The 21340-nt window shown below is 49.7% G+C and carries 18 protein-coding genes and 1 other RNA gene; 4 read left to right on the forward strand and 15 right to left on the reverse strand.

Annotated elements, in window-relative coordinates; genetic code table 11:
* The first annotated feature begins 1 nt into the window (after position 1).
* On the forward strand, positions 2–2593 hold the full coding sequence (locus HPY86_03125) for a hypothetical protein (protein NPV13907.1): 2592 nt from the start codon (positions 2–4) through the stop codon (positions 2591–2593).
* On the forward strand, positions 2580–3242 hold the full coding sequence (locus tag HPY86_03130) for a hypothetical protein (protein ID NPV13908.1): 663 nt from the start codon (positions 2580–2582) through the stop codon (positions 3240–3242). Before HPY86_03125 ends, HPY86_03130 begins: the two co-directional genes overlap by 14 nt.
* Here the strand turns inward: HPY86_03130 and HPY86_03135 are convergent.
* From HPY86_03135 to HPY86_03160, 6 genes are all read right to left on the reverse strand, one after another.
* On the reverse strand, positions 3239–4246 hold the full coding sequence (locus HPY86_03135) for an ROK family protein (GenBank protein NPV13909.1): 1008 nt from the start codon (positions 4244–4246) through the stop codon (positions 3239–3241). The genes HPY86_03130 and HPY86_03135 overlap by 4 nt on opposite strands.
* A gap of 9 nt (positions 4247–4255) precedes the next feature.
* Entirely contained in the window at positions 4256–5383 is a 1128-nt protein-coding gene (locus HPY86_03140; protein NPV13910.1) for a hypothetical protein, read from the reverse strand.
* Positions 5384–5440: 57 nt separating this feature from the next.
* The gene (locus HPY86_03145) at positions 5441–6388 is read right to left on the reverse strand and encodes a pyruvate ferredoxin oxidoreductase (protein NPV13911.1); all 948 of its coding nucleotides are present in this window, start codon (positions 6386–6388) and stop codon (positions 5441–5443) included.
* Between the two features lie 3 nt (positions 6389–6391).
* Positions 6392–7546: a pyruvate ferredoxin oxidoreductase gene (porA, locus tag HPY86_03150; protein ID NPV13912.1), complete on the reverse strand. Its 1155-nt coding sequence runs from the start codon at positions 7544–7546 to the stop codon at positions 6392–6394.
* Complete coding sequence (locus tag HPY86_03155) at positions 7543–7773, reverse strand: 4Fe-4S binding protein (protein ID NPV13913.1); 231 nt, start codon at positions 7771–7773, stop codon at positions 7543–7545. Before HPY86_03155 ends, porA begins: the two co-directional genes overlap by 4 nt.
* Positions 7774–7837: 64 nt before the next feature.
* Positions 7838–8422, reverse strand: coding sequence for a pyruvate synthase (locus HPY86_03160; protein NPV13914.1), 585 nt, complete (start codon positions 8420–8422; stop codon positions 7838–7840).
* A gap of 185 nt (positions 8423–8607) precedes the next feature.
* On the opposite strand from HPY86_03160, the gene HPY86_03165 reads away from it, so the two are divergent.
* Positions 8608–10890 carry a DUF4131 domain-containing protein gene (locus HPY86_03165; GenBank protein NPV13915.1) on the forward strand — a complete coding sequence of 761 codons (2283 nt, stop codon included), beginning with the start codon at positions 8608–8610 and terminating at the stop codon, positions 10888–10890.
* Here HPY86_03165 and HPY86_03170 read toward each other — a convergent pair.
* Positions 10850–11800, reverse strand: coding sequence for a PorV/PorQ family protein (locus tag HPY86_03170; protein ID NPV13916.1), 951 nt, complete (start codon positions 11798–11800; stop codon positions 10850–10852). The genes HPY86_03165 and HPY86_03170 overlap by 41 nt on opposite strands.
* Positions 11801–12411: 611 nt before the next feature.
* Here HPY86_03170 and HPY86_03175 point away from each other — a divergent pair.
* Positions 12412–13275 carry a DMT family transporter gene (locus tag HPY86_03175; protein NPV13917.1) on the forward strand — a complete coding sequence of 288 codons (864 nt, stop codon included), beginning with the start codon at positions 12412–12414 and terminating at the stop codon, positions 13273–13275.
* 43 nt (positions 13276–13318) lie between these two features.
* Here HPY86_03175 and HPY86_03180 read toward each other — a convergent pair whose 3' ends face one another.
* The 8 genes from HPY86_03180 to HPY86_03215 form a co-directional block, all read right to left on the reverse strand.
* On the reverse strand, positions 13319–14323 hold the full coding sequence (locus HPY86_03180) for a hypothetical protein (GenBank protein ID NPV13918.1): 1005 nt from the start codon (positions 14321–14323) through the stop codon (positions 13319–13321).
* Positions 14324–14365: 42 nt separating this feature from the next.
* Positions 14366–14896 carry a peptidoglycan DD-metalloendopeptidase family protein gene (locus tag HPY86_03185; GenBank protein ID NPV13919.1) on the reverse strand — a complete coding sequence of 177 codons (531 nt, stop codon included), beginning with the start codon at positions 14894–14896 and terminating at the stop codon, positions 14366–14368.
* Between the two features lie 98 nt (positions 14897–14994).
* A complete protein-coding gene (locus HPY86_03190; protein ID NPV13920.1) occupies positions 14995–16278 on the reverse strand; it encodes a Glu/Leu/Phe/Val dehydrogenase in 1284 nt (427 codons plus the stop codon).
* 64 nt (positions 16279–16342) lie between these two features.
* A complete protein-coding gene (locus tag HPY86_03195; protein NPV13921.1) occupies positions 16343–16693 on the reverse strand; it encodes a hypothetical protein in 351 nt (116 codons plus the stop codon).
* Positions 16694–16943: 250 nt separating this feature from the next.
* Positions 16944–18278: a sigma-54-dependent Fis family transcriptional regulator gene (locus HPY86_03200; protein ID NPV13922.1), complete on the reverse strand. Its 1335-nt coding sequence runs from the start codon at positions 18276–18278 to the stop codon at positions 16944–16946.
* Complete coding sequence (locus HPY86_03205; protein NPV13923.1) at positions 18259–20007, reverse strand: hypothetical protein; 1749 nt, start codon at positions 20005–20007, stop codon at positions 18259–18261. The genes HPY86_03200 and HPY86_03205 overlap by 20 nt, the downstream gene beginning before the upstream one ends.
* Positions 20008–20033: 26 nt before the next feature.
* Positions 20034–20387: a transfer-messenger RNA gene (gene ssrA / locus HPY86_03210) on the reverse strand.
* A gap of 108 nt (positions 20388–20495) precedes the next feature.
* The gene (locus tag HPY86_03215; protein NPV13924.1) at positions 20496–21338 is read right to left on the reverse strand and encodes a hypothetical protein; all 843 of its coding nucleotides are present in this window, start codon (positions 21336–21338) and stop codon (positions 20496–20498) included.
* Between the last annotated feature and the right edge of the window lie 2 nt (positions 21339–21340).

Below are 21340 nucleotides of genomic sequence, written 5' to 3' on the forward strand. Positions count from 1 at the left end.
TATGGGCAAGAGAAAACGCAACGGCTGGCAGGTCTTCGGCTGGGTCACCATCATCGGGCTGGTGCTGTTTATCTCTGTTAGCCTTTTCTCATCAATCATCGGCAAAAACAGCCCGGCAACGAATTACGGTGGAGTTGTCGGCTACCATCTTGCCCGGGCTTTGATATACCTTCTCGGTGGAATGAGTCCCCTCGTTCCAATCCTCGCTGCCACAGCAATCGTTCTCAAAATAACGAAAAAGAAGCAGTGGCGCCGGTTTGCTGGATTCGGAATTCTGACCCTTGCCGTTCTCCTCAGCGCCGCAATCCTTTCGTTCTATGCCGGGCTGAAAAATCCCCCAGACAACTTCAGCGGCGTACTCGGACACACCTTGAACAACCTTCTTCTGCCCGTTTTTGGGTTAGGCTCACTCGCATTTATCGGTCTGGGGTTTTACTGGGGATTTACCCTCTGGTTTCGTAAACCGAAACCGCTCGATTTCAGCCGCTCGGCATTCATTTTGCTCTTCGGCATATTATTTGAACTATTTCTCGCTTATTTCCAAACCGACAAAATGCTTGCGGGCGCCCTTGGCCAGGCGACTGTTAGTTTCCTTAACAGCCTGTTAGGCGTCGGGACCCTAATCCTGCTCATCGTTTTATTAATTGCGCTCATCATCGCGTCGGGTTTAACCATCCCCGGGCAAAAAGACATCAACACCAAAATAGGTAAACTTTTCTCCAGTATCCGCCAGTTGTTTACCCGCAAACCCAAACAAAAACCAATCATCAGCGTTACCCCGAACCAAACCGATAACCGAGCCCTCGCTGAAAATCTGCAACCCCAGGATAGGGAAAGTTCTGTGCCACCTTCAAGCCCACCTGCAACCACCGAACCAGCAAAACCGGACCAGCCCATCCCGACTACAGTTGTCACGGCACAACCTTTGCGCCCCCGCCTCACGCACCTTAACCTCGATGAATTCCAGAAACAGTTCCTCCAGCGTCTTGACACACCTAAACCAGAAGACAAACTCTTTAAGGACCCGGCAGAGGCAGAAGCCGAAGGACAACTGCTGATGGACAAACTTAAGCAGTTTGGCGTTGAAGGCAAACTGACCGCCATCCTCTCGGGGCCAATGATTACCCGATTTGAACTGGAACCGGCACCTGGTGTCCGTTGTAGCGGCATTGAAAGTCTCGCCGACGACATTGCACTCGCCCTTTCCGCCGAAAGGGTCCGGATTCTTGCTCCGATTCCCGGAAAAAGTGCGGTCGGAATCGAAATTCCCAACAAAGCACGCCGTACCGTTTATCTCAAAGAGGTCCTTACCAGTCCCGCATTCCAGCAGGTTGACTCACCCTTGGGCTTTGCCCTCGGTACAACAATTACCGGCGAACCCTACTGTGCCGACATTCGCCAGATGCCCCATGTCCTTATCGCCGGCACCACCGGCTCGGGCAAATCGGTCTGCATCAACTCCATCATTATGTCAATTATCTACCGCTCAACTCCCGACGAGGTCCGCTTTCTCACCATCGACCCCAAACAGCTTGAACTACCAATCTACAACCCGATACCCCACCTCCTTTCCAAAACAACCACCAATCCCGAACTGGTCGTTGCCGAACTCACCCGAATTGTAAACATTATGGAAGCCCGTTACAGCGAATTTGCCGAGCTCGGGGTTCGAGACATCTCCAGTTACAACATCCGCTGTGAAGAATTGGGAAAAAAGAAAAAACCTTACATCGTTGTGGTAATTGACGAACTCGCTGACCTGATGCAACGCGCACCAACCGAAATTGAAGCCCGTATCATCCGGCTTGCTCAAATGTCCCGGGCGGTTGGCATCCATTTGATACTTGCCACCCAGCGACCTTCGGTTGATGTCATCACCGGGCTAATCAAAGCCAACTTTCCCTGTCGTATTGCCTTTCAGGTGGCAACCAAAGTTGACTCCCGAACCATTCTTGATGCCAACGGCGCGGAATCGCTCCTCGGCCGGGGCGATATGCTCTTCCTACCACCAGGAAAAGGTGATGCCATACGCATCCACGGTTGCTTCGTATCCGAAAAAGCGGCTAAGGGCGTGGTTGACCTCTGGGCAACAAGATACCTCTCCGAAATCCTTTCGGAATTTGTTGACGAACCCGAGAAAAAAGCCCAGGAGATTGTTAAGCAAGAACTCACCGATGTCTTTTATGACCCCCGGTTTGCTGCCCGGGGCAGAAAACTCGAACAGATAAAGACCATTCTCCCGGAAGAAATTCTTGACAACATCCTTGCCCGTCGCTATTATGAACCATTAGAAGAGGAGGTCGGGAAAAGCCACCCGGCCGATAATGGAACGGAGACATTAAACGGTGAATTTGACAACCTTTTTAGCGAGGCAGCACGCCTGGTTGTACTGCACAAAGAAGCATCGGTCTCAATGCTCCAGCGACGACTTGATGTTGGGTGGGCACGCGCCGGCCGTATCATCGACCAGCTCGAGCGCGCCGGTATTGTTGGACCCCATGCTGGAAGCAAACCACGCAAAGTGTTAATTCAAGACGAAGCCGAATTGGCCAAGAAACTGGCTGAGATTTTAAAGCAAAATGAAAGACCCTAAAGTTTACCGTAAGTGGATAAAGGCGATTGTTACCACCATCCCCTGTCAGACCGACGCCGAGGTGATGAGTTTCATTCAGTCGTTATCCGAAGCCAAAACTCATACACCCCAGCCGGAAATAGTGGTTGACGACCACTGGTTCTGTGCCCGACGGTATCATGACCCGGTGTCGCAGGAGAATCTACTTGAAATCTATATCGGGTCCAACAAATCGGGTAATGAGTGGATGGGCTACGACCGCATCGACCCGCGCTGGCTTGATGCTGAAGGCCGAGACCTTGACCGCTGGGAACTCACCCGCGCCTATATGAGACCAAAATACCGCGGGCTTAACTATGCCCCGTTTATGGTCGAACTGGTCCTTGCCCTTTGCAAGAAAAACCGGGGATATTCGGTTGTTGCCTATCCTCGCCATGTCGCGATGCTCGTAACGCTGATTAAAATGGGATTCCGAACTATGGAAGGCAATTACGACGCCACCCTCAAAAGAATTCTTGCCCAGGGGTTACGCTGGTATCGCAACGACACATCCCAGCGCCGGCTTTATTATGCTCAGGAATTCCGCCCCTTCATCATTGAAGGCAGTTTTATAATGGAGAAAAGGGTAGCACCAGTCACACTCTGGGAATTTCTCTGGCAGAAAATCTAATTGCCCTGCGGGACAAACCTGTTAAGTTGACTCGCCCCTAAAATCCCGGCGTCTTCCCGCAATCGCGACAGAACTATCTTAACATTTCGCTGTCCTAAGTAAGGTCGACTAAAAATAGTAGTTTTAACCGCCTGAAGCAAAGGTGTACCCAGCCGGCTCATGCCGCCGCCAATCACAACTATCTCCGGGTCAAGAAGCATTATGGCGTTGTATATGCCAAGCCCAAGAAAATAGCCCATTTCACTGATCACCTGTCGGGCAATCCTGTCGCCCATCTTTGCCGCTTTTCCAATCTCCCGGGGCGTCAACCTCTTTAAATCGTACCCGACCAGCTCCCAGATTCTGCTCCGGTCTTTTGCATCTTGGGGAAATAACACCAGCTGATTGCGTGCGTTAGAAAAATGTGCCCCCTGACGACGCAAAAGCTGCCGGCAATTTCGCACCAGCGCCCGGGCACTGACATAACTCTCCACACAACCATTATTACCACAAAAACAGGCTGGCCCGTGCAGAGAAATTACTGTATGGCCCAGTTCACCGGCAAAAAAATTTGCACCCAAAACCGGCTGATTGTTAGCAATAATCCCGCTACCCACCCCGGTACCAAGAGTCAAAACCAGAACATTGCGACAGCCTTGTCCCGCACCAAACAGCCACTCCCCAATCGCTACCGCATCAGCATCATTCGCACAGAATACATCAAATTTCGTCAGTTTTTCAAGGATGTCCTTAACTGGCGTTTGTGTCCACAGCGGCAGGTTGGGCGAAAAATTCACTACTCCGGACCGACAATCAACCAGTCCGGCGACACCAACCCCGAGCGTTTGTACCGGATAGCTCTGGCTTAATTTAACAACACGCTGAGCTAACCGGACTAAAATTGTCTGGGCGGGTTCTTCGGGATTGGTGTTGAGCCGGCACCGCCGCACAATTTTCCCTTTCTCGTCCACCAGCCCGACTTTGATGTTCGTCCCGCCAATATCAACCCCAATTGCAAATTCCATACGAGGAATTTACCGCTTTGGGCGGCGGCGATTGTAAATCTTCAAAAGCAGTTTTTCATAAGTCGGACTCAACCGGACACCACGCCGTTCCATCACTCGCCGAGCACACTCCACCATTTCAGTTCGACGCCAGTGCCCCTTCTTCCCCCAAGCAAAGGAGGATACCAGTTTTGGTGTCATGCCGGACTCGAACCAGTTGGCAAAAGTGCCGAGCACCGCGCCCGTTGGTAAAAAAGTGCCAATAGCGGTCTTTGCATGGTCCCCAATAAAGCAGCCCAATTTCACCATACCGGTATCAAACCGCCTTGCGCCAATTTTAACCCGCACCGGACGATAATTGTTCTTTAAGTCCGAGTTTGTGGTTAACGCCCCTAAATTGACCCATTCTCCTACATAACTGTGACCCAGAAACCCTTCGTGGTGTTTATTGGCATAGCCCTGAAACACACACTCTTCCACCTCACCGCCAATACGGCATTGTGGCCCAAAGCTGCAGCCCGGTCGGACCAACGCGCCATCAATTACTGTACCGGGCCCGATATAGCAGGGTCCTTCAACAATACTACCAGGACGCACTATAGACCCTTTATCGACAAATACCGGACCCTTTTCCGTAACAACCTGTGCTCCGGGATAGACCTTACCGCCCTTTTTTACAAACACCAAACGCCTTTTTGTCACTAAAGGCAGTTCCCTTATAAGTTCTTGATAGTTAAGTCGAACAATATCCCAGGGATAAAAAACCGCCTCAGCCGCAACCTCTTTTGCCGTAAGCCCCGCTAAATCGGGCAATGCTTTACGACCTGTATGCCGATTCAATCGAAAGCCGATGGTTCTTCCCATCGATGTAAACTTCTCATCGCGACCCTGAATCGGAATCGGCTCAAAAAGAATTACTCCAGCGTACAGGAAAAGTGCCGGCTGATTCACCGCCGCATTCACTTGAAAAGCAGGGTACTTCTCCGCAACCAGTTCGGCGATTTCCTCACGCACCCAGAGAATAAACTTCTCCTTTGGGTAAACCATTTGTAACTTTTCCAGCAGCGGAAAACAACCACACCTCAACTCAAAAATTGCCCTCAGGTCAACTATCGGGCCAAAATTGCACCAGGAATCTCCCTCATAAATACATATCATACGCAAGAATAACCACTACTTTTCGTCTGTCAACTACCAGCAGGAAAAAAGCTTTTATTAAGACTGCGGCTTAAAACACTCCTGTTTTTTATGAAGCGTTATCCACTGCTCATCAATGTACCGCTGAATTTCGGCAATCACCTTGGCGCCTTCTGGATTCTCAAATAGATGCCGAAACCTGCCCTGGGGTTTCAAAAACTCTTCAACTGGCAACTTCTTCGTTGGCTCGTAGTTGATTTTGTAAGAACCGTTTTCAAACTCGTATATTGGCCAGTAGCAGGTATCGGCAGCAAGTTTGGAAAGTTTTACCGTCTCGCCCGGTTGATGGCGCCAACCTAACGGACAGGGCACCAGAACATTTAAGAATGTTGGACCCGGAGTCAAAAGTGCCTTTTGAACCTTTTGTGCCAGATCGCGCCAGAAAAAGACCGTGGTCTGCGCCGCATAAGGTACCTCATGACCAATGACAATATCCATAATATTTTTCCGATGCTGAACTTTACCCGGAAGCACTTTACCGGCTGGAGAAGTTGTTGTATCGGCACCATAAGGAGTTGCCGAGGAACGCTGGATGCCGGTGTTCATATATGCCTCGTTATTGGTACACACATATAGAAACCGGTGCCTTCTTTCCAGAGCGCCCGAAAGTGCTTGTAAGCCAATGTCGTAAGTACCGCCGTCGCCCGCAAAGGCGATTATCGCTATCTCATCATTAATCCGACCGGTCTTGCGCAAAAACCGATATGCCGCCTCAACTCCGGCTGCAGTTGATGCTGCTGTTTCGAAGGCGGTGTGAATCATCGGCACCTGCCAGGCGCTGTGCGGATAAATTGAGGAAAAAATTTCCAGGCAGCCGGTAGCCATCGTTGTTACTACCGGCATACCTGCTGTCTGGGCAGCGAGTAAAATCTGCCGCACCGCCAACGCTTCACCACAACCAGCACAGGCACGATGACCATGGGAAAACAGTTCCTGATTTTTTGCCAGGTCAGTAAGTTTCAACATCCTTCACCTCACTCCCACATAGGTTACTAATTCATCTTTTTTACCGGAAAGGACCTGCTCATAAACCGCAATGGCGTCTTCCGGAGTAAACTCCTTACCACCTAACCCATAAACATAGGAAAAAACCTCGGGTTTCTCAGGTGCGTTGTAAAGTACCGAAGTTACTTCGGTAAATAGCGGACCACCATAGGAGTTCACCGCATCAACCCGGTCAAGTACGCCAATTTTCTTGAATTTGCTAAGACTCTGCTTCAAAAGCTGCCAGACGAGCGGCCGATACACCCGCAGTTTCACCATCCCCACCTTCTTTCCCTGAGCCCGCAATCGGTCAACCGCAACCCGACAGGTGCCGCAGGCTGAACCCATCAAAAGCAAGACCGCCTCGGCATCTTCACATCTGTACTCCTCAAGTACCGGATATGTTCGCCCAAAACGTTTGCCAAACTCCTCCTGTACCGCCTGAATTATTGGCAGCGTCTGATTCATCCCTTCAATCTCACCCCGCTTAAACTCAAAGTAGTAATCCTGCAATGTTGCCGGACCAACCAGAATCGGTTTACGCCAGTCGAGCAGATTGTACTGAGGCTGTCGCACACCGAGAAAATCTCGCACCGCCTGGTCATCTAAGGTCTCAATCCGCTCCTGACAGTGGGAAAGAATGAACCCATCAATTGCGACGAGCGCCGGCAGATTTGCCTTTTCTGCAATTTTCACCGCTTGAATTAGCGTATCATAACCTTCCTGCACCGTCTCGCAGAAAAACTGCATCCAGCCGGAATCCCGCGATGCGACCGAATCGGAGTGGTCACCATGGATGTTTAACGGTGAAGAAAGCGAACGAGAAGCAACCGCCATCACAATTGGCAACCGTAATCCCGCAGCGATAAAAAGCATCTCGTGCATCAAAGCCAGACCCTGTGAAGCGGTTGCGGTCATCACCCGGCAACCACAAGCCGCCGCACCGATACAGGCGGTCATTGCGGAATGTTCGCTCTCCACCGGGACGAACTCAGTATCCACCTCACCATCACTGACATAGTTAGAAAACAACTGAACGATTTCGGTTGATGGAGTAATAGGATAAGCCGCCACCACATCTGGGTTAATCTGCTTCATTGCGTAGGCCAACGCCTCATTGCCGGTCTTCGCCAGAATCATTTTCGCTCCTTTTCCATGGTAATCGCCTTTGCCGGACAAATACTGGCACAGTTTCCGCATCCCTTGCAAAACTCGTAATTAACTCCTATCACCTTACCGTCTTTAATGATAATTGAACTGTCCGGGCAGTATATCCAGCACATCAAACACTGTTTACACTTTTCCTTATCCCATACCGGGCGCACACTGCGCCAGGCACCAGTTTTGTTCTCCTTCACTGCTGCCATATCGGTGATTATTGCACCACATGGCAATTCACGCCATCCCTTGAGTTTCGCCACCTCTCCTCCTTTAATCGACGCCCTTAACTTCCTCAAAAGCGCGCCGGATACTTTTCAAATTGTCCTCTACCAGTTTTGCTCTTCCCCGAAACTTTAATGCAAGCTTTTCTTTTATCGCCTCGAGCATCGGTTCAAGTTGCAACACTCCGGTAACCCGCACCAGCGCGCCGAGCATTGGCGTATTGGGCACATCCCGCCCAATCGTCTCCAGAGCAATTTGGGACGCATCCACAGTATAGACCTTAACTGTCGCGGGTAGATTCTGCCGTTTTCGCAACTCCTCCGGGCTCTCCGTGGTATTAACCAAAAGGATTCCGTTTTCTTTCAACCCTTCAACAACCCGTGCCGGTTCGATTAACGACGAATCCAGCACCACGACAATATCCGGTGTTTTTATTCCGGAATGAGAGTAAATTGGCTCGTCAGCCAGCCGGTTAAAAGCGGTTACCGGCGCACCCATCCGTTCTGGACCATACTCCGGAAATGCCTGAATGAACTTACCGGTATCAAGTGCCGCTTCGCCAAAGAGTAACGCCGCGGTCTTGGCTCCTTGGCCGCCTCGACCATGCCAGCGAATCTCAAGAACTTGACTCATTGTTCCTCCATTTTTCTATTGCCAGAGAAAAACCATTGCCTTTTCACACAATAATGTAGATAGATATTTTACTAATTGATAACTTTAATGTCAAAATTTACTCTAACACTCTTAATATTCCGGCTTTCCTCCCTGCGGCAAAAATTCCAATTTGACACCTTATTTGCCATCTTTTACCCTTTGCCATGAAGTTTACTATTCCGGACACTGGCATCCGTTATGCCGCAGTCCGGGAACTGGTTGCCATTGCAACCGGTATCGCATTGAGTCAGGTATCGGTTCACGCCTGGTGGTTAGCATTAGCCCCAGCACTCCTCGGCATCATACTAACCCGCTGGACTAAAAGATTCTCACTTTATCTCACGCTAATCGCTGCCGCCTTTGTATTTGGCCAAAGCCGCGTACCTCAAACTCCGATTTCCCGCACCTACAGCACATCCACATTTAAGGTCCTTATCACCGAGGAACCATTAATTACCGGTCGGTCAACTGGTGTCCTTCTTCCCCCTTATTCCGGAAAAGTATCGCTCTTATTTAAAGACTCATTAAGTAGCGTGCACTATGGTGACCTGCTCCTGCTCAGGACAAAGATTAAACCGTTCTCATTTCCCCGTAATCCGGTTCTAACTGACTACAACAAAATTCTGTTTCGACAAGGGTATGTGGGCAGCGCCACGGTAAAATCAGGCGCAATAAAAATCGTCAGCCGTAACCACGGCAACCCACTAATCACGCAACTGATTATGCCGGCAAGAAGATATCTCTTCAATCTGTTTAATCGCCTTATTGGTGGTACCGAAGGTGCGCTCCTCCAGGCTATCCTTTCAGGAGAAAAGTCCGGTTTGCCGGAAACGGTTTGTAAGGCGATGTCTGACTCGGGAACGATGCACATTCTGGCGGTTTCCGGGCTCCATGTCAGTATCGTCGTTTTCAGCTTGTGGCTTTTGCTCAATGTCCTGCGGATTCGTGGCTGGTGGCGGTTCGGGCTCTTGACTTTGGGAACTCTCTTCTACATCCTTGTCGTGGGCTGGCGGGCATCTGCGGTCCGTGCCGGTTTTATGACCTGGGCAGCCCTTTTAAGTAGCCCGACTCAGCGCCGTGTTAGCCCCATCTCCAGCCTTGCCGTTTCTGGCATCCTCCTTCTCCTCTTAGACCCTTTTACCCTTTTTAACCCCGGCGCGCAACTTTCCTTTGCTGCGACTGCCGGTCTTATCACTATTCCTCCCCAACTGGAAAGTCTACTCAAAAAAATCACCATCCCACCCCTCCTGAAAAACTGGTTTATTCGCCCGACTCTTGTTTCGGTCGTCGCAACGCTTGCCACCGCGCCGCTTTTACTCCACCATTTCTTTCGATTCCAGCCTTTAACATTTCTTGCTAACATCCTGCTTGTTCCCCTGACAACTGTCATCCTACCGCTCGGCTTTTTGCTCGCCTTTGTCAACCTTATCACGCCAGCAATTGCCGCCCTTTTCGCCGAAACCCTCCGTTTTCTGCTCCAGTTGATGCTCTTAATTACCAATTTATTCAGCAACTTAAAATGGGCAATAGTTGAACCCGGGAAACTGTCCTGGTTCGGTGTGTTTTACCTTTACGGGCTCATCCTGCTCAGCCTTAACTACCGAAAAAATTGGGCAAGAACCGGCTTCCGTCTCAGCCTGCTCGCTGGCTTGTGCTTCCTTGTATGGAAAAGTGCCCTTAATAACCCAAAACCACAGGTAACCTTCCTTGACCCCGGTCGCGGTGATGCCGTACTTCTCGAAGACCACCAGGGAAGAAAACTGCTCATCGATGCCGGCATTGACAACACCGATGTGCTGCGCGACTTTCTTCTCTGCCGTGGTATAAACCGCCTTGATGCCGTCCTGATTACCCATCCTGACCGGGACCATTACGGTGGTCTTCTTGACCTTGAACCAACCCAGAAGATAAACCTCCTGCTTGTACCAACATTAGAAGGTGACAGTTTGTACCAAACCCTGCTGCGCCGGTTGCAACGTTCGGGGACAAAAATCGTTGTTGTCGGAAAGGGCGCATCCCTTGCCGGTTTTGGTTTTAAAGTTGACATCCTCTGGCCCGATGCTGTTACAAAATGGTTCTACTCAAAAAAACTCATACCTACCAATCCGATTTCAATCGTATCCCGGATTGAACAAAACGGTTTCAGGATGCTCTTCACCGGCGACTGTGAATTCCCGGAAGTCATTCATCCGGCCAATCTAAGCGGCACGGTCAACCTGTTGAAATCACCCCATCATGGCAGTCGTAAAGGAAATAAAAAGCAACTGTTTGAACCCCTCAAGCCCGAATATGTTGTTGTAATGGGGCGTTATCCTACTCCAGCAAGACTGGAATCGCTACTTACCACAAGCGGCATTTGCTATATTAACACCCGCGCTGCCGGCGGTCTAACTATGAAAATTCCGCCTAAGATTTCCCGGTTTTCGGTACCCACCTCAAACCGATAGAAACCCGCTGCGCATCCCCTAAAATTCCATAAGAGAGATAAACCGCATCCACTAAAATTGTCAAATTAGCGGCTAAAACCGTTTCGTAACCAACTCCAAACGAAAAACCGGACCAGGTTCCAAGGTGTCCGCCCGATTGATACCCTCCTCTTAAATATACCGCGCCGGTCTGATTTGAACCCAGTGCACGCATATCCAGTTTCCCTTCAACGCCCACCCCGACAGTTGGTCCGTAATCTGGATAGGCAGAGACATCACCTGCAACAAGAATGTAATTCTTATCGAATGGGAGTTTAAAACAGGCACCAGCGCGCAAATTAACCGGCTGGTACTCCCAATCCTGAATAAACCGGCGTGGTGTCCCGATATGAAGCAAACTTGCTCCCATGGTGATGTAACGCAATGGTCGATACAGTGCTCCGGCGTCAAAAGATACCGCGCCACTGGCAAAAGAGTCCAGCCGACTGTAAACAAACTTCGCACCCGCTCCTAATGCAACCCCTTTTAGCGGCTGCCAGGCAACACCAGGTCCTACAACCAAATCGCTCAAACTGAACTTTCCCAGCTCTTCACCCAGTTCACTCCTTCGGGTGTCAAGGGCATTCAAATACCCAGCCCCCAGCCCAAAACCAAACCGCTTGAAAACCGGCACCGTAACCCCACCGGAAACATAAGAAACACCCTGCAACATCTCGCACAAAGTTAAACCCGCATCAAACTTTCGCTCCAGTGCCGGTCCTGCGGGATTGTAAAAAAGGGCATACACATCATCTGCAACTGCGGTAAACGCCTGCCCCAATGCGGTTGGTCTTGCTCCAACCCCAATTTTCATAAATGTGAAACCGGTTGCCGAAGGACCAAGCCAGCCCAAATCGGCGACAACCACAAAAAATAGAGTTAAGGCTTGCACAGATAAAATATATAAAACCGGCTCCGAATTGCAACATAACCCTATTAAAATTTACCGGTTGTTGGATAAGATGGTGCCACCTCACTCTGCCGGGTTAAAAAGCGAAACCCAATCACGGACGCCCGGAAGATTATGACCCCCTCTTGTTGGTAATATTGACTCATTATACCATCGGGACGCGGCTACTGGCACCACAATCTGAAACTTAAAATACCTCTATAACAATGGTCCGGGCACTTCTGCACGATGAAAGACCAACCGCCCCTCAAAACAAAATAAATGTCAAAAGCGATTGAAAAGGCTAAAGGGATGTTAAAACCAAAGGCAAAGGGATAGCGGTATAGGAGACGACCCCCTGGGCCGTTTCGGGGATGGTATCCTAATGCCTATCCTCCATTTTTTCAAGGAATTATAGGAAACGTTAATCAATCTCAGTTTTGGGCTCTAATAGTATCATAAGAACAAGAACTGAAACCTGTTGGGAAAAGGGCAATTTCAATTATCACCTTGCGATTTGCGAAGTTAATTTCACAAGAAGCGGCGAATTACCTCAACCCATTCGGTTTGGAACATATTATTGACAAATAAAAAATTAAAGCAAAACTACTTCAATGCCTGTATCTCGTGCCCGCATTTTCCTGGTCCTGCTTTTCGGTATTGGGGTCGCCTCTTTTGCCTCAATAATCATTCGTGTTACACCCGCCCCCAGCCCGATGATTGCCGCTGGTCGGATGCTCTTTACCAGCATCATTCTCACACCGTTTTTTATCAAAAACCTTCGCACCCATCGCAATGAACTCACCCCGGCACGCTGGCGCTGGGCACTCCTTGCTGGCTTCTTTCTTGCGGGCCACTTTATCCTCTGGATTGAATCGCTCAAACACACCACCGTGGTCAGTTCGGTCGTTCTTGTGGCGATGAACCCGATTTTTGTCGCTCTCATTGCCCCGGTATTTCTTAAAGAACATCTGTCATTACGGGGCTGGTTTGCTATCCTTATCGCGTTTCTTGGCGCCATACTCATTGCCGGACCGACATTGAAATCGACCAGCCTTACCACCGGTAATTTCCTTTCGCTGGGCGGTGCGTTGTGTGCCGCCTGTTATGTAATTTTAGGAAGAAAACTCCGGAGTGGACTGTCCCTGCTCAATTACATCTATCCGGTTTACACCATCGCCGCGCTGCTCCTTCTTCTCTTTGCCCTTGTCAGCCGAACTCCGCTTCTTGGCTACCCGATGAAAACCTATCTACTTGTCCTTCTCCTTGCCTTGGGACCTCAAATTCTCGGTCACACCAGTTTTAACTGGGCGCTGAAGTACCTTCCCGCACCGGTGGTTGCGATGTCCATTCTCGGCGAACCAATCGGCACTACCATCCTTTCTGCCCTTCTTTTACACCAGCCACCAACGCCACTCGAACTTGCCGGTGGACTGCTAATCGGCACCGGCATCTATCTTGTCGCAAGTAAGTCCTGATTCAATCTGAACCCCACCTGCCCGGCATCATCTTTAAACTACTTTACATCAAACCAAGTGCCCGCTCTAAAGCCGATGCGGCGTTTTCATTCAGCGTAGCACACTCCCGGAGAAGGGTTATTGCTTTGCTGTCAGATACCCACTCTTCAAGCCCGGTTTCAATGCGAGACGGCAAATGGCTTTTCAACCTTTCAAGATTTTTTAACGAGCCCTGAAAAAAGTTTGCCGCCTCTTTTAGCGCCCCAGCCGCACTCTTCCACTTTTTAACCAGCCGCTGACAAAAACCGGCCGCAAACATCTGCAGTTCCCAGTAACACATCAGATTAAATGCATTACCTACCGGGTCGGCTCGTCCTCTTTCCAGAATATCCGCCCAGCTGCGAAATGCACTTGCCCCATAATAGTAATTGCTATCAAAACAGGCATGCTGACCCCGCAGCAACTTTACGCCCCGGCTTATCGCCTGGCGTTCCTGCAACTCGCTCTCGGTTTTAATCCGGTCGCCAAAAAACAGCGCTGCCAGCCGCCACGGTGCCTTAAGATTATCAAACCGAATCGGTGGTTCTGGTTCCTCATCCGGTCCTAAAAGTTTTTCCTCTTCCCGGCTCCGACTGCTCCTTGATGACCGTACTAAATAAGAGTCGCCCCGATAACCGTACACGATACCGAACTCGGGCGCCTCTCCTGCACCCCAGACGATACAGCATCTTCCGGCGTCAATCTCAGCCCGCACCCGTTCAAAAAGTTCAACTTCTAACTCGGAATCATCTGCGCCCCGTTCCACCGCCACCAGCTCGGTCTCAACTCCCAGCGCCTGAGTCCCTTCCACCAGCACCTCCCAGTCAAAGGCAACCGGACCGGTGGGCAAAATTTCCGGGTCAATATTAACGACAAATGCGTAGCCGCTCATCCCGGCGACATCGGTAAAATCGCATTTCACCCCCCGGGTCCGCAAAACACTGGTTACCGCGCCGACATAACTCACCCAGGACCAGGGCGGCATCAATTTTACTCTAACAACATTTTCGGTTGCCTGATTACTGTCCATAAACCACCTTATCTTACTCCGTATCCCAATTAGATGTCAACACTATTTTTTCTCTAACCATTGCAGTGGGTCCACCGCTTTACCACCAATCCGCATTTCAAAGTGCAAAACATCTCCGCTCATTCCGATTGTATCACCGGCAACAACTTCGTCACCGCTACGGACCTTTAACTCAATCAGCCGGGAATAAATCGAATGATACCCGCCGCCATGTTCTACAATCACCATCAACCCCTGCCCCATAAAAAAATCGGCATAACTCACCCTGCCCTTCCCAACCGCTCGCACCGCACTGTTACTCTTACAACTGATATCAATCCCGGAATTTTTTGTCTTTGTGCCATACTTCGGATCAACCTGAACTCCAAATTGCCCGACAACAACTCCGGAAACTGGCCAGGGTAATTTTCCTTTTCTCTCCTCGAGCGGATGTTTTTGTGATATTTGCGCTGGCTGTGTCTTTGCCTTTCGTTCCCGACGCGCTCGACCATAACGCGGTGTACCGGTGTAAAGAACTGAACACCCAACCAGCACTGTTATGCCCGCCACAACCAGCAATCTATGCCACACCACTAAAACCTTCTACTATTCTTAGAGCCAAAGTCAACCCTGACCCGGATAAAAAAAGCCACGCCCGGTTACTTCAGGCGTGGCTTTACCCCAGTCGTTATTTATGGGAAAATTCCGCGTTCCTTATACACCTTCTCCAATCGAGTTAGGGCAACAATGTACGCTGCGGTACGCCAGTCTACGCCGTACTTCTCTGCTGCCTCTTTTACCCGATGGTACGCCGGAACTATCTTCTTGTAAAGTTTGCAATCAACCTCTTGCAACTCCCAGTACTCGCTACGCTTATTCTGCAACCATTCAAAATAGGAAACAATCACACCGCCCGAGTTACAGAGAATGTCCGGTAACACATCAATGCCCCGTTTTGCCAGTATTGCATCACCTTCAGGATTGGTTGGGCCATTTGCTCCTTCGGCAACCAGTTTCACATTGAGCATCGGCGCAGTCTCTTCCGTAATCTGGTTTTCGAGAGCCGCGGGAATGAATATGTCTGCCTTTGTACTTAGGAACTCGCTGTGGCTAATTGGCTTTGCCTTGGGATAACCTTTGACACCACCGTGCTTTTGAACATAGCCGGTCAAATCGTCCGGGTCAATACCATCGGGATTGGCAATTGATCCGGTCACATCTTCAACCGCCAGCAACTTCGAGCCAAGCGGTTTCATCAGCCGTGCCGCCCAGGAACCAACATTGCCAAACCCCTGAACAATATATGTTGCACCGTTCAGGTCGAAATTGTGGTCTTTTGCCCATTCCCGGATAAGAAAAACTACTCCCTGACCGGTCGCCTTATCCCGTCCGATACTACCGCCCGATTCAATCGGTTTCCCGGTCACAACATGCAGACAGCGCTGACGCTCATATGCCGGCATCATCGACTGGTAGGTATCCAGAATCCATGCCATGATTTGCGGATTGGTATTGACATCCGGTGCCGGTATATCATATTCCGGTCCGATTGTATTCCCCAGAGCAAATGCAAAGCGTCGCGTAATCCGCTCCAGCTCAGAGAAAGAGTACTGAGACGGGTCCAGTTGAATGCCACCCTTGGCACCACCGAACGGAATGTTGACAATTGCCGACTTCCAGGTCATCCAAGTCGCCAGTGCCCGAACCTCATCGATATCCACTGCCGGGTGAAATCGTAAGCCACCCTTGAATGGACCAAGGGCGTTGTTATGTTGAACCCGGTAACCGGTAAACACCTCAATCCGACCGTCATCCATCTTGACCGGGAAATGAACAACGATTTCGTTCATCGTCGTCCCGAGAATCTTGCGCACCCCGGGGTCAAGATTCATTATGTCGGCGGCACGATTGAACTGGGTGACCACATCCTCATATACACTCCGGCGTTTCTGATTGCCGACCGATTTTGGCAGCATCGCCCGTTTACTGCGGACTGTCGTAATCGTCTTCATTTTTCATCCTCCTGTTAACTTTTCAAAGTTACTGATACTCTTCACAGTGCCAGACACCAATTTCGCTGTTACGAATTGCACACTCTTTTCGATTCTCGCAGTTGGCACAAAGCCCTTTGTACTCGTCCCACTCCCGCATATCCTCAACGGTAGGCGCCACCACCGGAACTACTTCCTCTTCAACCGTTGGTACATAAGATTCAAACTCTTCGCAAAAGACCACTGGCTGTGTCTGATTAAGCCGAAACGAACAGTTTTTAGCATGATTACAGGTTAGACACAACCCGCTAACGACAGTTTCCTTTTCTTTTACTGTCGCCTGCTTTCTTTGTTTTGCTTTCCTTTCCGATATTCTTTTGGTCTTAGTTATAACCGCCATATTCTACCTCCTTAAGGTTTTCGATTTCTTAACTACCATTACCACCTTATTCTTCCTCTCCCTTATTCCCCCAAAACAATAGTTAGCATCTCCTGTGCCATTGCGCATTTATCCTTTCATTTAATTGGGTCTTTTGTTAACTATTTGAAAAATTGTGGCTTAAATATCCGAAACTTTACACAAAAACCTCAACCATTGGTATAAATTAGTGCCGGAATTGGGGTAAAAATACCCGGTGGGGAAAATTTCCCTATTCTTTGATTTTATTTCTCAGGGTTTTTCGGTCTATTCCGAGGATTTGAGCGGCTTTGGTTATATTACCATTGACGCTTAATAGCACCTGCTTAATATAATCCCTTTCCACCTCTTCAAGTGTTCGGTTCAACTTCAACTCGCTTGTTAATGAAAAGCGCATATGCGCAGGCAAATCTGGGACATCAATCGTATCGGAATCGCACATTACCAGCAGGCGCTGAATCAAATTTTCCAGTTCGCGTACATTACCGGGCCATTCGTACCTTCTCAAAATCTGAAGCGCCTCGTCTGAAAATCTCGGTACGCCTCGTCCCATTTCTCGGGCAAACTTTTCTAAAAAGTGGTTGGCAAGAAGTAAAATGTCATCTTCCCGTTCCCGCAGCGGTGGCACCATTATTGTAAGCACATTCAACCGGAAAAACAGGTCCTCACGAAACGCCCCTTTCTGAACAAGATTTAACAAATCTTTGTTGGTCGCCGCCATTATTCTCACATCCACCTTGTATGCTTTAGTATCACCAACCATCCGCACCTCTTTATCCTGCAGAACGCGGAGAAGTTTCACCTGCATCGAAAGACTGGTCTCACTGATTTCGTCAAGAAAAATTGACCCGCCTTCTGCCGTCTGGAAGAAACCAGCCCGGGTCTCATTGGCGCCGGTAAACGCCCCTTTTACATAACCGAACAACTCACTTTCCAATAACCCTTCGGGAATGCCGCCACAGTTAACAGGCACAAATGGCGCCGACGACCGTTTGCTTGAGTAATGAATCGCCCGGGCAACAAGTTCTTTGCCCGTGCCGCTTTCACCGGTTATCAACACGGTCGCGGAAACTTTTGCCGCCCGTTCGATTGTGGCAAAAACGCGCTTCATAACCCGAGACTCACCGATTAAACCAGGGTAGAACCGCTGTACCGAACTTGTCTCAATTCGACTGCATCGACGCAGTCTTAATTTCTCTAGCACCTGCTTTACTGCTTTAAGCAACTCTTCGTCGGTAAACGGTTTAACAAGATACTCCTCGGCTCCGGTCTTAACCGCCTGGACCGCACTTTCCACTGTTGCATATCCGGTGATTACCATTACCTCGGTATCCCGAAAATTCTCCCTGACAAATCTCACCAGGTCAAGCCCACTGGCTCCAGGCATCTTCAGGTCCGTTATCACGAGGTCTACAGGATGGACCTCCAGCACCTTCAAAGCATCAGAAACATTAAGAGCGGTGTAAACTCTGTAGCCAGCAGCCGTTAAATTGCGTTCCAGAACCTCAAGCGTATCCTGAACATCATCAACTACTAATAGGGTTGCCTCAGTTCTGTCTTGACTCATCAATAACCTCACTTTCGTTGAGCGCCCCTCCACCAATTGGTAAGACTACATCAAACCGGCTCCCTTTTCCAGGTTCGCTTTTCACAATAATCTCGCCACCATGAGCGGTAACAATTCCATGCGCTACCGATAGCCCCAGCCCGGTACCTTCACCAGGTGGCTTGGTTGTAAAAAAGGGGACAAAAATCTGTCTCTTTACATCCTCGGTCATACCAACACCGGTATCTTCAACACTTAGGACAACACTCCTATCTTTTGATGCGGTGGCTATCGTCAATTTGCCTCCACCGGGCATTGCCTGAATTGCGTTGACCACAAGATTTACCAGTACCTGATGCAACTGGGAAGGGTCTGCAAAAATCTCGGGCAAATTTGGGCTTAACTCCTTTACAACTTCTATTCCCGCTTTGGCACAGCGGCTGAGCAGGAAATAAAGGCCATCGGTTACCAGTTCGTTTAAGTTCACCCGGGTCCGATTGGGGGGCTTCTGACGAGCAAATAGCATCAGTTTACCAACAACTTCTCGTGCGTGCAATGCGGCTCGAACAATTCGCTCAATATCTCTTTGTGCCTGTTCGGAAAGCCCTGGCACCTTCAAAGCAAGCTGTGCAAAACCCAGGATGTTTGCCAGGGGTTCATTCAACTCGTGGGCAACGCCTGCTGCCAGCTGTCCAATGGTGGCAAGCCGGTCTGCATGCCGCAGTTGTAATTCAAGCCGTGATTTCTCCTGCTTCGCCTCCCAGCGTTCAATAAAAATCCCCAGCTCTCGGGCAATTGCCTCAATTAAACTTCTTTCCTCTTTGAGGAATGGTCCCTCATCGAGCGCCGGTCGCTCTTCGCAATAATTTACCTCCACTACCCCTCGTTTTTTGCCTCGTACCAGAATATCGGCACTCTGCCACGCAACACCACTTCGATAATCTTTGCTAACATACTCAATACCATCAAAGACAATCCGCGCCGAAGCGATATCCGAATAAAGCCAGGCCGCTGGCAGTATCTCGGCGACCGATTTCAACGCTACTGCCGGCTCAATCTTTTCTCGGCCCAGAATTTTGTCCACTGAATAGAGACAGGTCAGCTCCTTCACCCGTTCTCTTAAGGCCGCTTGTGCCTGCCGGTCCGCAATCGCTACCCCTAAGGTTTGCGCTACCCCCTGATAAAATTCAACCTCGTAATTTCGGAAAAAATTCGGCTTTCGACTTTTCAGAAAAACTAAACCATGACTGTCTTCCGCCACTGAAAATGACAGAATCGCCAAAGAACGAAACTCTCCACCAATAACAAAAAACCTATCTTTTTTTATCGCCACCGGCACTGCCGTATCGTTAACCCAGAAGGCACCGTTGCTTGTAAAGCAGGGTTGTGAGGCATCAAACTGTCCTCTTACAAGTTCCCGGTACAACTCAAGCAAATCACCTGCCTCTTCCTCAAGACCTTGGAACAATTCACTCAACTCAGGTTTGTCTCGGGTCAGAATAGTAAAATTAAAATCGGTCTCCGTTCCTTTGCTGAGCACTCCCCGGTAATATCTTATACCCTCATTAACCCGCAACTCTACCTGGTCACACCCCGAAAAATCCATAAACTCCTTCAACACCAATCGGGTAAACTCACTTCGGGGAACACCCATATTTGCCTCGCGAAGAATCCGGCGCGAAAGCGCACAGAACTCCTCGGCAAGCTTGCGGCTATATCCTCGCCCTTTAGTTTGCTGTGACTCTGCCATTTATTTGGTTGTCCGAATCCAGTTTACAATGGAGGCGGCGGGAATCGAACCCGCGTCCGAAGCGTTCAGAGTTCAGGTTCTACATAGTTAGTCAATCTACTTTTTCTCGTCGACCGTCTCGCCGATTGACAGGCAACGGTCAACCAGCCTCAGTTGTAATCCGGTCATCACGCTGAGGCGCCGCGAAGACCTTAATCACCCTTATCGACCCTGCACCGACGCCGGGTGAAACTCGTCGGGCAAGGGGCTACCCGCTTTAGGCAGCCAGTGCGTAGCTGCTGTTGGCAGCTGTCGTTCCTCTGTTAGTATTAACGAGGCAACAGAGGAGCCTCGCTATGCCCCTGAACCCCTCAGTCACTTCGTCGAGACCATTCGCCCCCGTTTTCCCGTGTACTTTTGGCTCCGCTGACAAAAGGGGCACACCTGACCACCGAGTTCCCATAATCTCTCTTCTACCTGAATTATTATATCTTTAAGGGGTTTAAATGTCAATGCGCCATTATCCGGTTGCGCAGTTTTTCAAGGAACTGCCCTGTTGCGGTACGCCGGTCCGGACAGCGTCGAACCTGGATTGGTGCCCCAACATAGAAATACTTTTCCCTCGGTTCGTTTATCGCATTAAAGAACCCAAATCCAACACCCTGAACATTTCCCCGGTCTCCCGGTTCTATTGCCGGACCACAACCCGACCAGACCATTGCACTCCCATCACCTTCAATCACATCCGCCACAAAACCGGGGAAAATTCTCTCCGGAGAAACAATCAAATAAGTGTCCTGGACCATCGTATCGAGCCGCAGGTCATAATCGTTCTCCGTACCCAGTGTATCACGATACTCATAGGAAACATCAAGTTCCACCCAATACCACTCCGCTCCTTCCGACCTGGTCCAGGAAATAACCAAAGTTGAATCCAGGTCCAGAATGTACCTTTCCGGTGGACTGGTAAGCGAAAAGTTCCCGGGCATCGTTACCCGGGCTTGAGCGTTACCCCAGTAATGGACAACCCGCAGCTCATAAGGACGACTGACATCGAACTCCAAAGTATCGCCATACTCATACCTTGTCCAGTTGTAAGACAACACATCCAGCCTCTCTTCATTCAGCGTCACAATCGGCACCATCCGCAAACCCTTTGGATCAAACACCTGTACATAGCGCTCATATTCAACCGAATAGTCGTAATACTCCCCCCGGTACAGATAACCATTCACCATTGGCTCCGAATAGTTTGGGTCAAGACGACGGCAACCAGTTATTACCAGTAGTATCAAAGAGAAGGAAAAAAGGGCGATAGAACTTCGCACAAAATCCATAATCGGCAATTTCATCA

Source organism: candidate division WOR-3 bacterium, assembly GCA_013177935.1.
GTDB lineage: Bacteria > Hydrothermota > Tepidihabitantia > Tepidihabitantales > Tepidihabitantaceae > Tepidihabitans.

Bases quoted from the DNA above. Each gene is read 5' to 3' on its own strand.
- HPY86_03125 (NPV13907.1), top strand. From the start codon at position 2: ATGGGCAAGAGAAAACGCAACGGCTGGCAGGTCTTCGGCTGGGTCACC.
- HPY86_03130 (NPV13908.1), top strand. From the start codon at position 2,580: ATGAAAGACCCTAAAGTTTACCGTAAGTGGATAAAGGCGATTGTTACC.
- HPY86_03135 (NPV13909.1), bottom strand. From the start codon at position 4,246: ATGGAATTTGCAATTGGGGTTGATATTGGCGGGACGAACATCAAAGTC.
- HPY86_03140 (NPV13910.1), bottom strand. From the start codon at position 5,383: ATGATATGTATTTATGAGGGAGATTCCTGGTGCAATTTTGGCCCGATA.
- HPY86_03145 (NPV13911.1), bottom strand. From the start codon at position 6,388: ATGTTGAAACTTACTGACCTGGCAAAAAATCAGGAACTGTTTTCCCAT.
- porA (NPV13912.1), bottom strand. From the start codon at position 7,546: ATGATTCTGGCGAAGACCGGCAATGAGGCGTTGGCCTACGCAATGAAG.
- HPY86_03155 (NPV13913.1), bottom strand. From the start codon at position 7,773: ATGGCAGCAGTGAAGGAGAACAAAACTGGTGCCTGGCGCAGTGTGCGC.
- HPY86_03160 (NPV13914.1), bottom strand. From the start codon at position 8,422: ATGAGTCAAGTTCTTGAGATTCGCTGGCATGGTCGAGGCGGCCAAGGA.
- HPY86_03165 (NPV13915.1), top strand. From the start codon at position 8,608: ATGAAGTTTACTATTCCGGACACTGGCATCCGTTATGCCGCAGTCCGG.
- HPY86_03175 (NPV13917.1), top strand. From the start codon at position 12,412: ATGCCTGTATCTCGTGCCCGCATTTTCCTGGTCCTGCTTTTCGGTATT.
- HPY86_03180 (NPV13918.1), bottom strand. From the start codon at position 14,323: ATGGACAGTAATCAGGCAACCGAAAATGTTGTTAGAGTAAAATTGATG.
- HPY86_03190 (NPV13920.1), bottom strand. From the start codon at position 16,278: ATGCTGCCAAAATCGGTCGGCAATCAGAAACGCCGGAGTGTATATGAG.
- HPY86_03195 (NPV13921.1), bottom strand. From the start codon at position 16,693: ATGGCGGTTATAACTAAGACCAAAAGAATATCGGAAAGGAAAGCAAAA.
- HPY86_03200 (NPV13922.1), bottom strand. From the start codon at position 18,278: ATGAGTCAAGACAGAACTGAGGCAACCCTATTAGTAGTTGATGATGTT.
- HPY86_03205 (NPV13923.1), bottom strand. From the start codon at position 20,007: ATGGCAGAGTCACAGCAAACTAAAGGGCGAGGATATAGCCGCAAGCTT.
- HPY86_03215 (NPV13924.1), bottom strand. From the start codon at position 21,338: ATGAAATTGCCGATTATGGATTTTGTGCGAAGTTCTATCGCCCTTTTT.